The sequence below is a fragment of the Rhodovulum sp. BSW8 genome (assembly GCF_003314725.1).
Classification (GTDB): domain Bacteria; phylum Pseudomonadota; class Alphaproteobacteria; order Rhodobacterales; family Rhodobacteraceae; genus Rhodovulum; species Rhodovulum visakhapatnamense.
The window spans coordinates 113678-126760 of sequence record NZ_QNVX01000049.1 but is presented as its reverse complement, the minus strand read 5'-3'; the positions used below and the strand labels follow the sequence as shown (position 1 = coordinate 126760).

Here is a 13083-nt window from a genome sequence, read left to right as displayed (position 1 = left end):
GACCCGCGCGGGGCAGGCATGACACGCGGCGCTGGTGCCCGCCTCAGGACGGGTGAAAAGGGAATGCGCCAGAGGCCGGAGTCGATGCATCGGGCCTTCAAGCGCAGCCGCCCCCGCGACCGTGACCGGAGAGGCCGCCCGCTGCCACTGGCCCGATGAGGCCGGGAAGGCAGGGCCGCCGCCAGAGGCCCCGCCTCTGACATCCGCAAGCCGGGAGACCTGCCAGCCCGAACGACGTGAACCGGACGGGGTGTTCCGGTGTCGGGTCCGGCTTCGGCTCTGCCCGCGCTTCGCCCTTGTCCCCCGACCCCGTGAGGCCCGACGATGAGTGTTTCCGTTTCCTTCTGCCGCCGGGCCTGTCCGGCTTGAGCGCGCCCGAACCCGCCCCGGTCGAGCTGCTGGTCTGCACCACCTGCAAGCGCCGCCAGCCCGCCGATCCCGATGCCCCCCGCCCGGGCAGCCTGCTTCACGAGGCCGTCCGCGCCCATGGCCTGCCCGAAGGCGTGCGCCTTGTGCCCGTCGAATGCCTCTCGGCCTGTTCCTCGGGCTGCTCCGTGGCGCTGCGGGGTCCCGGCCGCTGGACCTATGTCTATGGCAATCTCGACGAGACGACCGGCGCGCCCATCCTCGCCGAGGGCGCCCGCGCCTATCGCGACGCGCCGGACGGGCTTGTGCCCTGGCGCGAGCGCCCCGAGCATTTCCGCAAGAACTGTATCGCCCGTATCCCGCCCATGGAGGCCCTGAAATGACCGATCTCGCCAAACTTCCCGTCACCGTCGTCACCGGGTTTCTCGGTTCGGGCAAGACCACGCTGATCCGCCACCTGATGCAGAATGCGGGCGGCCGCAGGCTGGCCGTCCTCGTCAATGAATTCGGCGATGTCGGCGTCGATGGCGAGATCCTGAAGGGCTGCGCCCTGCCCGACTGCCCGGCCGAGAACGTGGTCGAGCTTGCCAATGGCTGCATCTGCTGCACCGTCGCCGACGAGTTCATCCCGACCATGGAGGCGCTCTTGCAGCTTGATCCGCGCCCCGACCATATCCTGATCGAGACCTCGGGGCTGGCGCTGCCGAAACCTCTGCTGAAGGCCTTCGACTGGCCCGCGATCCGCTCGCGCATCACCGTCGACGGGGTGATCGCCGTCGCCGATGCCGAGGCCGTGGCCGCGGGCCGCTTCGCGCCGAATATCGCCGCCGTCGATGCCCAGCGCGCGGCCGATGACAGCATCGATCACGAAACCCCGCTGTCGGAGGTCTTCGAGGACCAGATCGCCTGCGCCGATATCGTGCTCCTGACCAAGCCCGATCTGGCCGGCCCCGAAGGCGTGGCTGCCGCCCGCGCCGCGATCGAGGCCGAGGCGCCGCGCAAGCTGCCGGTGGTCGAGGTGACCGAGGGCGCGGTCGATCCGCGTGTGATCCTGGGGCTTGGCGCGGCCGCCGAAGACGATCTCGACGCGCGGCCCAGCCATCACGACAGTGCCGCCGATCACGACCATGACGACTTCGAAAGCGTGGTGATCGACCTGCCCGAACAGGACGACCCCGAGGCGCTGGCCGCCCGGATCGAGGCCTTGGCGCGCAGCCGGAACATCCTGCGGGTGAAGGGTCATGTCGCGGTCGCGGGCAAGCCGATGCGTTTGCTGGTGCAGGCGGTGGGCGCGCGGGTGCGGCATCAGTTCGACCGCCCCTGGGCCCCGGACGAGACCCGTTCCACCCGGCTTGTGGTGATCGCCGAGCATGACGATATCGACGAGGGCGCGATCCGTGCGGCTCTGAGCGCCTGAGGCCGCGCCCATGCATGTCGTCTTCCGCGAAAGCCACGGGCTCGAGGAAACCGCCGTTCCGACGGATCTGGGTCAGGATCCGGCCGATCTGGCGGTGCTGTCCTTTTCCGACAGCGATCTCGGGGCCTTCGCGGCGGGCTGGCATCGGGGCGGCGGCTCCGAAGGCCGGATGCCGACGCTGCGGCTTGCCAATCTGGCGGCGCTGCTCCATCCGCTCTCGGTCGATACCTATGCCGAACGCACGCTGTCGGGCGCGAAGGGCATCCTGATCCGGCTGATCGGCGGGCGCGCCTATTGGGAGTACGGGCTGACCCAGATCGAGGCGCTGGCCCGCGCGCGCGGCATCGCGCTGGCCGTCCTGCCCGCCGACGGCCGCCCCGATCCCCGGCTCGACGCCGCCTCGACCCTGCCGGTCTCGACGCTCAGGCGCCTGTCCGAGCTGTGCGACGAGGGCGGCGCGGTCGCGGCCCAGGCAGCGCTTGCGCAGCTTGCGCTGGCGGCGGGGCTTTACGCGGCCCCGGTGATCGGCACCAAGACCGTGCCCGAGATGGGCGCCTGGAGCCCCGAGGGCGGCGCCGTGCCCGCGCCCGACCTGTCGCCGACAGACGCCCCCCGGATCGTCCTGACCTTCTACCGGGCCTATGTCACCGCCGCCGATCTCGGCCCCGTCGAGGCGCTTTTCGACGCGTTCCGGGCCCGCGGCTGCACCGTCACCGGGCTGTTCGTGCCCTCGCTCAAGGCGCCCGAGGCGGCGCGCTGGCTGGCCGGGCAGATCGCAGCCCTCGCCCCCGCCGCCATCGTCAACGCCACCGCCTTTTCCGGCAAGGGCGAGGATGGCACATCGCCGCTCGATGCCGCCGGGGCGCCGGTCTTCCAGGTGGCGCTGTCCTCTGCCCCCGAAACCGCCTGGGCCGAGGCCGAGCGCGGGCTCTCGCCGGCCGATCTTGCCATGCATGTGGTCCTGCCCGAGGTCGATGGCCGGATCTTCGCCGGCGTGGCGTCCTTCAAGGAGGCGGGCGCGCGCGACCCCGGCCTGCAATTCGCCCGCATCGCCCACCGGCCCCATCCGGCGCGGATCGCGGCCATCGCCGACCGGGTGATGGCCTGGGTGGGCCTCGCCCGGGCGCCGCTGGCCGGGCGCCGCCCGGCGCTGGTGCTGTCGACCTATCCCGGACGCCCCTGGCAGATGGCGCATGCGGTCGGGCTCGACGCGCTGGCCTCGGCCGAGGCGGTGCTGGAGGATCTGGCCCAGGCCGGGCTGCCCGGCGCCCCTGCGGAAGAACCGACCGGCGATCTGGCCGACACCCTCGGCCGCGAGACCCTGAGCTGGCCTCTCGCGGATTACCAGACCGCGCTGGCCGCCCTGCCCGCCCCCCTGCGTGACGCCCTGTCGGATGTCTGGGGCGCGCCCGAGGCCGATCCCGCCTGCCGCGACGGTGCCTTTCAGTTCGCGGCGACCCGGCGCGGCGCGGCGCTGGTGGCACTTCAGCCCGAGCGCGGCACGCCCGAGGCCCGCGAGGGCGACTATCACGACCTGTCGCGGGTGCCGCGCCATGGCTATGTCGCCTTCTATCTGTGGCTGCGCCGCGCCATGGGCTGCGATGCGCTGATCCATATGGGCGCGCATGGCACGCTGGAATGGCTGCCCGGCAAGGCGGTGGCGCTGTCCGATGCCTGCTGGCCCGAGGCGCTGATCGGCGATCTGCCGGTGATCTATCCCTTCATCGTCAACGATCCCGGCGAGGCGGCGCAGGCCAAGCGCCGGATCGGTGCCGTCACGATCGGCCATCTGCCGCCGCCACAACGGCAGGCGGGCAGCCCGGAACGGCTGGCCCGGCTCGAGACGCTGCTCGACGAGTTTTCCAATGCCGACGGGCTCGACCCGCGCCGCCGCGACCGGCTGATGGCCGATATCCGCGCCGAGGCGCAGGCGCTGGGTGTCGAGGCCGATCTGGGGCTGGCCCCGGGGCTCTCGCCCGCCGAGGCCATCACCCGCATCGACCGCTTCGTCTGCGACGTCAAGGAAAGCCAGTTCGGCGACGGGCTGCATGTCTTCGGCCGTCCCCCCGAGGCCGCCTCGGACTTCGACACCGCTCCCTCCGTCGCGGCCGAGAGCGCCGCCCTTCTCGGCGCGCTGCAGGGCGCCCCGGTCGCCCCCGGCCCCTCTGGCTCGCCCTGGCGCGGGCGGCGCGACGTGCTGCCGACGGGGCGGAACCTCTTCACCACCGATCCGCGCGCGGTGCCGACACGGTCCGCCCATGCCCAGGGCGTGCGGCTGGCCGAGGATCTGGTGCGCCGCCACCTGCAGGACCATGGCGACTGGCCCCGGCAGCTGGTCGTCGATCTCTGGGGCTCGGCCACCATGCGCACGGCGGGCGAGGATTTCGCCATGGCGCTGCACCTTCTGGGCGTGAAACCCGTCTGGGACGAGGGCTCGGGCCGCGTCTCGGGCATCGAAGTGCTGCCCGTCGCGCTGCTCGACCGGCCCCGGCTCGATGTGACCCTGCGCGTCTCGGGGCTCTTCCGCGATGTCTTCCCCGCGCTCTCGGCGCTTTATCAGAAGGCCATCCGCGCGCTGTCCCAGCGCGACGAAGCCCCCGACTGGAACCCCTATGCGGGCCGCCCCGAAACCCCGCGCGTCTACGGCCCCGCGCCGGGGCTTTACGGGATCGGCATGGAAACACCCGAGGCGGGCCGTCAGGCGGCCGGGGCCGCCTGGCTTGCCGCCAGCGCCTGGGCGCTGGACGGGGCCGAGGCACGGCGCGATGCGCAAGGCATCCGCGACCGCGTGGCCGGGGCCGAGGCCTTCGTTCATGCCCAGGACCTGCCCGAGACCGACCTGCTTCTGGCGGCCGATTATGCCCGCCACGAGGCGGGGTTTGCCGCGGCGCAAGATGTCACCGGAGGCCGCGCCGCGATCTACCATCTGGACAATACCGACCCCGCCCGGCCCCGCACCCGGACCCTGACCGAAGAGATCGCCCGCGTCGTCCGCGCCCGGGCCACCCACCCGGCCTGGCTGGCGGGGATGCAAAGGCACGGCTTTCGCGGCGCGGCCGAGATCGCCGCGACGCTCGACCACATGGCGGCCTTCGCCCGATTGGCGGGGGTCGTGCCCGATCACCTTTTCGACCTCTATTTCGAGGCCACCCTGGCCGATCCGGGCTTGACGGCCTTCCTCGAAGAGGCCAACCCGCAGGCGCTCGCGGCGATGCGGGCCGAATTCGCGGCGCTGGCGCGGGACGGGCTCTGGCAGACCCGCCGCAACTCGATCGCCGCCGCGCTGACAGATCTGGAGACACCGAATGCCTCATGACTACGAAAAGGACGGCGCGGCGATCTACCTGCACTCCTTCGCCACGATCCGGGCCGAGGCCGATCTGGCACGTTTCGATGCCGACGAGGAGCAGGTGGCCGTCCGGATGATCCACGCCGCGGGCATGGTCGAGCTGGCGCCGCATATCCGGTTCTCGCCCGGCATGGTGGCCACCGCCCGCGCGGCCCTCGAAGGCGGCGCGCCGATCCTCTGCGATGCGCGGATGGTGTCCGAAGGGATCACCCGCAAGCGCCTGCCCGCCGGGAACGAGATCCTGTGCACCCTGCAGGCCGAGGGCATCGCCGAGCGCGCCGCCGCCATGGGCAATACCCGCTCGGCCGCCGCGCTGGAACTGTGGCGCCCGCATCTCGCAGGCGCGCTGGTCGCCATCGGCAACGCGCCGACCGCGCTGTTCCATCTGCTGAACATGCTCGAAGACCCCGCCTGCCCGCGCCCCGCTGCCATCATCGGCTGCCCGGTGGGCTTTGTCGGCGCGGCCGAATCGAAGGAGGCGCTCTGGGCCGACCAGCCGGTGCCCTGCTGCATCGTCGAGGGGCGTCTGGGCGGCAGCGCCATCACCGTCGCCGCCATCAACGCGATGGCCAGCCGCAAGGAATGACCATGGGCACCGTCTACGGCCTGGGCCTCGGCCCCGGCGACCCCGATCTGATGACCGTCCGCGCCGACCGACTGTTGCGGGGCGCGCGCCATGTGGCCTTCTTCCGCAAGGCGGGCTGCGAGGGCCAGGCCCGGTCCATCGTCGCCGACCTGATCCCCGAGGGCGCCGCCGAGCACCCGATGGAATACCCGGTCACGACCGAGATCCCCTTCGACAATCCGCGCTACAACGAGATCCTCGCAAGCTTCTACGCCGACTGCACCGCGCATCTGAAGGCGCTGGCCGAGACCGGCGAGGACGTGGTCGTGCTGTGCGAGGGCGACCCGTTCTTCTACGGCTCCTTCATGCATCTCTACACCCGCCTCAAGGACGATGTCCCGGTCGAGGTCGTGCCCGGCATCACCGGCATGTCGGCGGCCTGGACCGCGACCGGCGCGCCGATCACCTGGGGCGACGACGTGCTGTCGGTGCTGCCCGGCACCCTGCCCGAGGAGGACCTGATCCGGGGCCTGCGCGCCGCCGATGCGGTCGTGGTGATGAAGATGGGCCGCCATCTGGGCAAGCTCCGCCGCGCGCTGCTGATGGCGGGCCGGGCCGACGAGGCCTGGATCGTCGAATATGCCTCGATGAAAGGCCAGACGGTGACCCGGCTCAAGGACTATCCCGGCACCTCGGCCCCCTATTTCTCGATTGCCCTGATCCACGGGCGGGGGCGGCGGCCGTGACCGGCTGGGTCGCCATCGCAGGCCTTGGTCCGGGCGCCGAGGCTCTGGTCACACCCGAGGTCACCGCGACGCTCGCCGACGCCACCGACGTGGTGGGCTACATCCCCTATGTGGCGCGGGTCGCGGACCGGCCGGGGCTGACGCTCCATGCCTCGGATAACCGGGTCGAGGTCGACCGCGCCCGCCATGCATTGCAGATGGCCGCCGAGGGCCGCCGCGTCGTCGTGGTCTCGTCCGGCGATCCGGGCGTCTTCGCCATGGCCGCCGCGGTCTTCGAGGCGCTGGAGGCCGGCGCGCCCGACTGGCGCGATCTCGACATCCGGGTCCTGCCCGGCATCACCGCGATGCTGGCCGCCGCCGCGCGCGCGGGTGCGCCGCTGGGCCATGATTTCTGCGCGATCAACCTGTCGGACAATCTCAAGCCCTGGGCCCTTATCGAGAAGCGCCTCAGGCTGGCGGCCGAGGCCGATTTCGCCATGGCCTTCTACAACCCGCGCTCGAAAGCCCGCCCCGAGGGCTTCGCCAGGGTGCTGGAGGTCCTGCGCGCGGCCTGCGGCGACGACCGCCCGGTGATCTTCGCCCGCGCGGTCTCGACGCCCGAGGAAAAGCTGACCGTGGTGCCCCTGACCGAAGCCCGCCCCGAGATGGCCGACATGCGCACCGTGGTGCTGGTCGGGTCCTCGCTGACCCGGGTGCTGCGCGCGGGCGACCGGCCGCTGGTCTACACCCCCAGATCCGCCCCGGAATGAGCAAGCCAGTCCAGAACCCCGTCGGGATGCGCCAGTTCCCGCCGCGCGGGCAGGACGGGACGGTCGATCATCAGGACCGGCAGGCCCAGCGCCCGGGCCGCATCGATCTTGGCCCGCGCGCCCGTCCCGCCCGCGTTCTTCGACACGACGAGCTCGGTGCCATGCCCCTCCATCAGCGCCCGGTCGCCCGCTTCGGTGAACGGCCCGCGCGAGACGACGACATCGGCCTGCGGCAAGGGCAGAGGCCCCTTCGGCGCATCCACCAGACGCAGCAGATAGCGGTGCTGGGGCTGGGCCGCGAAGGCCTCCAGATGCATCCGCCCCACCGCCAGGAACACCCGCCGGGGCGGCCCGGACAGTGCCGCGACCGCGGCCGCGATGTCGGGCACATGCCGCCAGGTGTCGAGCAGCCCGGCCATCCAGGCCGGACGGGTCAGCGCGACCAGCGGCAGGCCGAGGGCCGTGCAGGCCTCGACCGCGTTCCGGCTCATCTGCGCGGCAAAGGGATGGGTCGCGTCGATCACATGGGTCACGCCCTCGGCGCGCAGATAGGCGATCAGGCCCGGCACGCCGCCAAAGCCGCCGACCCGCATCGGAATGGGCTGGGCCTTCGGCGTCTCGACCCGGCCTGCCAGCGACAGCGTGGCCTTGAGGCCGGTGCCGGCCAGCCGCGCGGCCAGCGCCGTGGCCTCGGTGGTGCCGCCAAGGATCAGAAGGGTGGGACGCATGGCTGAGACTCCGTGGCTGACCATCGTGGGGCTCGGCGAAGATGGCCCGGACGGGCTGCCGCCCGCAAGCCGTGCCGCGCTGGAAGAGGCCGAAATCGTCATGGGTCCGGCCCGGCATCTGGCGCTTCTGCCGGATCTGGTGGCAGACAAGATCGACTGGCCCGTGCCCTTCGCCGACGGGCTGCCGCTCCTGCAGGGCTTGCGCGGGCGCCGGGTCGCGGTGCTGGCCTCGGGCGATCCGTTCTGGTTCGGCGCGGGCAGCGTGATCGCTCGGAGCTTCGCCGCGCATGAGTGGCGTGCCCTGCCCGGCCCTTCGGTCTTTTCGCTGGCCGCCGCGCGGCTCGGCTGGCCGCTGGAGGCCACCCATTGCGCGGGGCTTCATGCCGCCCCCTTCGCCCGGCTGCGTCCCCTGCTGGCGCCGGGCTTCACCGCCCTCGTGACCCTTCGGGACGGCGCCGCGGTCGCGGATTTCGCGGCCTTCCTGACCGGGGCGGGCTTCGGCGACAGCCGCCTGCACGTGCTTGAGGCGCTTGGCGGGCCGCGCGAGCGCATCCGGGCAACAACCGCCCGCGCCATGGATCTGAAGGGCATCGCCCATCCCGTCGCCGTGGCGCTGGAGGCCGCAGGCGACGGCCCCGCGATCCCCGCCGCCTCGGGCTGGCCCGACAGCCACTTCGACAATGACGGGCAGATCACCAAGCGGCCCGTCCGCGCGCTGACGCTTTCGGCGCTGGCGCCGCTGCCGGGCGAGCATCTGTGGGATATCGGCGGGGGGTCGGGCTCGATTTCCATCGAATGGCTCGCCCGTCATCCGAGAATGCAGGCCAGCGTGATCGAGGCCGAGCCCGTCCGCGCCGAACGCATCGCCGCCAATGCCGCCGCCCTCGGGGTCGAGCGGCTGCGCGTCGTCACCGGCCGCGCGCCCGAGGCGCTGGAGGGGCTTGCCGCCCCCGATGCGGTCTTCGTCGGCGGCGGGCTCTCGCAAGAGCTGCTGCAGACGCTGTGGGACCGGCTCGCCCCCGGCACGCGGATCGTCGCCAATGCGGTCACGCTCGAATCGGAATCGCTGCTGGCCCTCTGGCACGCCGCCCATGGTGGCGAGCTGCTCCGGATCGAACTGGCCGAGGCCCGCCCGCTTGGCCGCAGGCGCGGCTGGCGCGCAGCCTTCCCGGTCGTGCAATGGACAGTCCGGCGGTGAGGGTCGCGGGCTTTGGCTTTCGCGCCGCCGCGACCGAGGCGAGCCTGACGGACGCGCTGGACCGCGCGGGAGGCCCGGCCGGGCTGACGGCGCTGGCCGCCCCCGCCGACAAGGCCTCTGCCCCCGGCCTGACGGCACTGGCCGCGCGGCTGGCCCTGCCCATATGCCCGGTCACCGCGGACGCGCTGCACCGCCCCGACACGGCGACCCGATCGGCGCAAAGCCTTACCCATCGCGGCACCGGATCGGTCGCCGAGGCCGCGGCCCTTGCCGCCTGCGGCGAGGGGGCTCGCCTTCTGACCCCGCGCAGGGTATCGAACGACCGGATGTCCACCTGCGCCATCGCAACGAAAGACCTGCCATGACCGTCCATTTCATCGGCGCCGGGCCCGGCGCCCCCGATCTTCTGACCCTGCGCGGCCGCGACCTGATCGCCGCCTGCCCGGTCTGTCTCTATGCCGGATCGCTGGTCCCCGAAGAGATCCTCGGCCATTGCCCCGAGGGCGCGCGGATCGTGAACACCGCGCCGCTGGATCTCGATGCCATCATCGCCGAATGCAAGCGCGCCCATGAGGCCGGGCAGGACGTGGCGCGGCTGCATTCGGGCGATCTTTCGGTCTGGTCGGCCATGGGCGAGCAGATCCGCCGCCTGAAGGCCGAAGGCATCCCGGTCAGCGTGACCCCGGGCGTGCCCTCCTTTGCCGCCGCCGCCGCGGCGCTCGGCACCGAGCTGACCCTGCCGGGCCTGGCGCAGTCGGTGGTGCTGACCCGGACGCCCGGCCGTGCCTCGTCGATGCCCGAGGGCGAGAGCCTTGCCAATTTCGCCGCCACCGGCGCGACGCTGGCCATCCATCTCTCGATCCACAACCTCGCGAAGGTGGTCGCCGATCTTGCCCCGCATTACGGCGCGGACTGCCCCGCCGCCATCGTCTACCGCGCCAGCTGGCCCGACCAGCAGATCCTGCGCGGCACGCTTGCCACGCTGGAAGCCGCCCTGCCCGACGAGATCGAGCGCACCGCGCTGATTCTTGTCGGCCGCAGCCTCGGCGCCGAAGGCTTCGACGAAAGCTGCCTTTACGATCCCGATTACGACCGCCGGTTCCGGCCGCGCTCTGCCCGGTCGGGCAGCGATGGCTGAGAGACCGCCGGGTCTGGTGATCGCGGCGCCCGCCTCGGGCAGCGGCAAGACCACCGTCACGCTGGGGCTCCTGCGGGCCTTCCGCGCGGCGGGTGTTGCCGTGCAGCCTTTCAAGAACGGCCCCGATTACATCGACCCGGCCTTCCATGCCCGTGCCTCGGGACGGGCCTCCTACAATCTCGACCCCTGGGCGATGGACGAGGGCCTGCTGGCGACGCTGGCGGCCGAGGCCCAAGGCGCAGATCTGGTGATCGCCGAGGGCGCGATGGGGCTTTATGACGGCACCCTCACGCGTGGCGTGGCGGGCCACGGCACCAGCGCCGAACTGGCGCGGCGCTTCGGCTGGCCGGTGGTGCTGGTGATCGACGTCTCGGGCCAGGCGCAATCGGCGGCGGCCGTGGCCCATGGCTTTGCCAGCCATCCCGACGCGCCCCCCCTTGCGGGCGTGATCCTGAACCGCGTCGCGGGCGCGCGGCACGCGGCGATGATCCGCCCCGAAATGGACCGGCTCGGCATCGCGACCCTCGGCGCCCTGCCCCGCCGCCCCGACCTCACGCTGCCCGAACGCCATCTGGGCCTCGTGCAGGCGGGCGAGCAGGCCGATCTGGAGGCGCGGATCGACGCCATCGGCAGGTTCGTGGCCGGGCATGTGGACCTTGACGCGCTCCGCGCCGCCGCCCGGCCCGGGGCTCCGGGCACAGCCGGGAATTGGCCCGCCCCCCCGGCCCAGCGCATCGCCATTGCCCGCGACGCGGCGTTCTCCTTCGCCTATCCGCATCTGCTGGAGGGCTGGCGCCGCGCGGGGGCCGAGATCCTGCCCTTCTCGCCGCTGGCCGACGAGGCGCCTGACGAGGGCGCCGATCTGGTCTGGCTGCCCGGCGGCTATCCCGAGCTGCATGCGGGCCGGATCGCCGGGGCCACGCGGTTTCTGGCGGGCCTCCGCGCCCATGCCAGAACCGGCCCCATCCATGGCGAATGCGGCGGCTACATGGTGCTGGGCGAGACCCTGATCGACAAGGACGGCACGGCGCACGCAATGGCGGGGCTTCTGGGCCTTGTCACCAGCTTCGAGAGCCGCCGCCTGCATCTGGGTTATCGCCGGGCAGAACTGCTGGCGCCGATGCCGGGCCATGCCCCCGGCACCCGGCTGCGGGGCCATGAGTTCCATTATTCGACGATCCTTTCCCAGCCCGACGCGGCGCTGGCCCGCGTCACCGATGCCAATGGCGCGGATGTGGCCGAGACCGGATCGCGGCGCGGCCCGGTCACGGGCAGCTTCTTTCACCTGATCGCGGAGGACCCAAGATGAGCGGTTTCGTGAGCTTCGTCAGTTCCGGCCCCGGCGATCCCGAGCTTCTGACCCTGAAGGCGGTCGACCGGCTGTCCAAGGCCGATGCGGTTCTCTTCGACGATCTCTCGTCAGGGCCGATCCTCGGCCACGTGCGGCCGGGCGCCGATCTGGTCGGCGTCGGCAAGCGCGCGGGCCGGGCCTCGCCGAAACAGGACCATGTCAGCCGCCTGCTGGTGGACTATGCCGCCTCGGGGCAACGGGTCGTCCGGCTGAAATCGGGCGACTCGGGCCTTTTCGGACGGCTCGAAGAGGAAATCACCGCGCTGCGGGCGGCGGGCATCGGCTACGAGGTCATCCCCGGCGTCACCTCGGCCTGTGCGGCGGCGGCGGCGGCGGGCATTCCGCTGACCCGGCGGCTGACCGCGCGGCGGGTGCAGTTCGTCACCGGCCATGACGTGACCGGCGATCTGCCCCGCGACATCGACCTGGCCGCGCTGGCCGACGAACATGCCACGACGGTGGTCTACATGGGCAAGCGCACCTTCCCCGCACTGGCCGGGGCGCTGATCGCGCGCGGCCTGCCCGAAACCACGCCCGCGCTGCTGGCCGAGGGCGTGGGCACCCCCGATCAGGCGCTGACCCGGACCACGGTCGCGGCGCTGGCGGCACGTCTGGCCGAGGCCCCGGGTTCGGCCGCGCCGGGGCTGATCCTGTTCGGGCCGCTGGTCGAGGAGGCCCCCGATGCATGAGCTGTTCCTGATCGGCATCGGCACCGGCAACCCCGATCACATCACCTTTCAGGCCGCCGAGGCGATCCGGGGCGCCGATCTGATCCTGATCCCGCGCAAGGGGGCCGACAAGGCCGACCTCGCCGACCTGCGCCGCCAGATCTGCGCGCGCGTCCTGGGCGAGGACGCAGGCGACAGGATCGCCGAGTTCGACCTGCCCGTCCGTGACGCCTCGGGCGATTACCGCGCCGGCGTTCTGGACTGGCACGATGCCATTGCCGGGGTCTGGACCGAGACGGTCGCCGCCGCCAGCCCCGCGCCGCAGAAGGTGGCGCTGCTGATCTGGGGCGATCCCTCGCTTTACGACAGCTCGCTGAGGATCGCGTCACGGCTCGTCCCTGCGCCAAGGATCACCGTCATTCCGGGCATCACCGCGATCCAGGCGCTCTGTGCCGCCCATCGCATTCCGCTGAACGAGATCGGGGCGCCGGTCGTCATCACCACCGGGCGGCAGATCCGCGACCATGGCTGGCCCGAAGGGGCCGATACCGTGGTCGCGATGCTCGATGGCGGCTGCGCCTTCCAGACCCTGGCCCCCGAGGGTATCCGGATCTGGTGGGGCGCCTATCTGGGCATGGCCGAGGAAATCGCCCTGTCAGGGCCGCTGGCCGAGGCGGGACCCGAGATCCTGACAGCCCGCGAGGCGGCCCGCGCCCGGCATGGCTGGCTGATGGACATCTACCTGATGCGCCGACGTCAAAAGCAGGGCTGACACCGGGGCGGACCGCTGACGCGCGAGCGGAGCGCT

13 protein-coding genes and 1 riboswitch are annotated in these 13083 nt (G+C 72.3%); of the genes, 12 read left to right on the top strand and 1 reads right to left on the bottom strand.

Annotated features, from left to right (window positions below):
- The first annotated feature begins 15 nt into the window (after positions 1 to 15).
- Positions 16 to 242: riboswitch (cobalamin riboswitch) on the top strand.
- Positions 243 to 365: 123 nt separating this feature from the next.
- From DSD19_RS17610 to cobJ, 6 genes are read left to right on the top strand one after another with little or no spacing between them, the layout of a single operon-like run.
- Entirely contained in the window at positions 366 to 749 is a 384-nt protein-coding gene (locus DSD19_RS17610) for a DUF1636 domain-containing protein (RefSeq protein WP_075787548.1), read from the top strand.
- Positions 746 to 1783, top strand: a complete 1038-nt coding sequence (gene cobW / locus DSD19_RS17605) for a cobalamin biosynthesis protein CobW (protein WP_113670543.1) — start codon at positions 746 to 748, stop codon at positions 1781 to 1783. Before DSD19_RS17610 ends, cobW begins: the two co-directional genes overlap by 4 nt.
- Before the next feature lie 10 nt (positions 1784 to 1793).
- Entirely contained in the window at positions 1794 to 5099 is a 3306-nt protein-coding gene (gene cobN / locus DSD19_RS17600) for a cobaltochelatase subunit CobN (RefSeq protein ID WP_113670542.1), read from the top strand.
- Positions 5089 to 5718, top strand: a complete 630-nt coding sequence (locus DSD19_RS17595; protein WP_075785580.1) for a precorrin-8X methylmutase — start codon at positions 5089 to 5091, stop codon at positions 5716 to 5718. Before cobN ends, DSD19_RS17595 begins: the two co-directional genes overlap by 11 nt.
- Positions 5715 to 6443 carry a precorrin-2 C(20)-methyltransferase gene (gene cobI, locus DSD19_RS17590; RefSeq protein ID WP_075785579.1) on the top strand — a complete coding sequence of 243 codons (729 nt, stop codon included), beginning with the start codon at positions 5715 to 5717 and terminating at the stop codon, positions 6441 to 6443. Before DSD19_RS17595 ends, cobI begins: the two co-directional genes overlap by 4 nt.
- Entirely contained in the window at positions 6440 to 7192 is a 753-nt protein-coding gene (gene cobJ / locus DSD19_RS17585) for a precorrin-3B C(17)-methyltransferase (RefSeq protein WP_113670541.1), read from the top strand. The genes cobI and cobJ overlap by 4 nt, the downstream gene beginning before the upstream one ends.
- Here the strand turns inward: cobJ and DSD19_RS17580 are convergent.
- Positions 7165 to 7920 carry a cobalt-precorrin-6A reductase gene (locus DSD19_RS17580; RefSeq protein WP_113670540.1) on the bottom strand — a complete coding sequence of 252 codons (756 nt, stop codon included), beginning with the start codon at positions 7918 to 7920 and terminating at the stop codon, positions 7165 to 7167. The two genes, cobJ and DSD19_RS17580, sit on opposite strands and share 28 nt — an antisense overlap.
- Between DSD19_RS17580 and cbiE the strand changes: the two genes are divergently transcribed.
- The 6 genes from cbiE to cobF are packed head-to-tail and all read left to right on the top strand — an operon-like array spanning position 7919 to position 13047.
- The gene (gene cbiE / locus DSD19_RS17575) at positions 7919 to 9118 is read left to right on the top strand and encodes a precorrin-6y C5,15-methyltransferase (decarboxylating) subunit CbiE (RefSeq protein ID WP_113670539.1); all 1200 of its coding nucleotides are present in this window, start codon (positions 7919 to 7921) and stop codon (positions 9116 to 9118) included. The genes DSD19_RS17580 and cbiE overlap by 2 nt on opposite strands.
- Entirely contained in the window at positions 9100 to 9483 is a 384-nt protein-coding gene (locus DSD19_RS17570; RefSeq protein WP_371412626.1) for a cobalamin biosynthesis protein, read from the top strand. Before cbiE ends, DSD19_RS17570 begins: the two co-directional genes overlap by 19 nt.
- Positions 9480 to 10256 carry a precorrin-4 C(11)-methyltransferase gene (cobM, locus tag DSD19_RS17565; protein WP_113670538.1) on the top strand — a complete coding sequence of 259 codons (777 nt, stop codon included), beginning with the start codon at positions 9480 to 9482 and terminating at the stop codon, positions 10254 to 10256. Before DSD19_RS17570 ends, cobM begins: the two co-directional genes overlap by 4 nt.
- Entirely contained in the window at positions 10249 to 11565 is a 1317-nt protein-coding gene (locus tag DSD19_RS17560) for a cobyrinate a,c-diamide synthase (protein WP_113670537.1), read from the top strand. Before cobM ends, DSD19_RS17560 begins: the two co-directional genes overlap by 8 nt.
- On the top strand, positions 11562 to 12296 hold the full coding sequence (gene cobA / locus DSD19_RS17555) for a uroporphyrinogen-III C-methyltransferase (RefSeq protein WP_075785573.1): 735 nt from the start codon (positions 11562 to 11564) through the stop codon (positions 12294 to 12296). Before DSD19_RS17560 ends, cobA begins: the two co-directional genes overlap by 4 nt.
- The gene (gene cobF / locus DSD19_RS17550) at positions 12289 to 13047 is read left to right on the top strand and encodes a precorrin-6A synthase (deacetylating) (RefSeq protein WP_113670536.1); all 759 of its coding nucleotides are present in this window, start codon (positions 12289 to 12291) and stop codon (positions 13045 to 13047) included. Before cobA ends, cobF begins: the two co-directional genes overlap by 8 nt.
- The last annotated feature ends 36 nt before the right edge of the window (positions 13048 to 13083 follow it).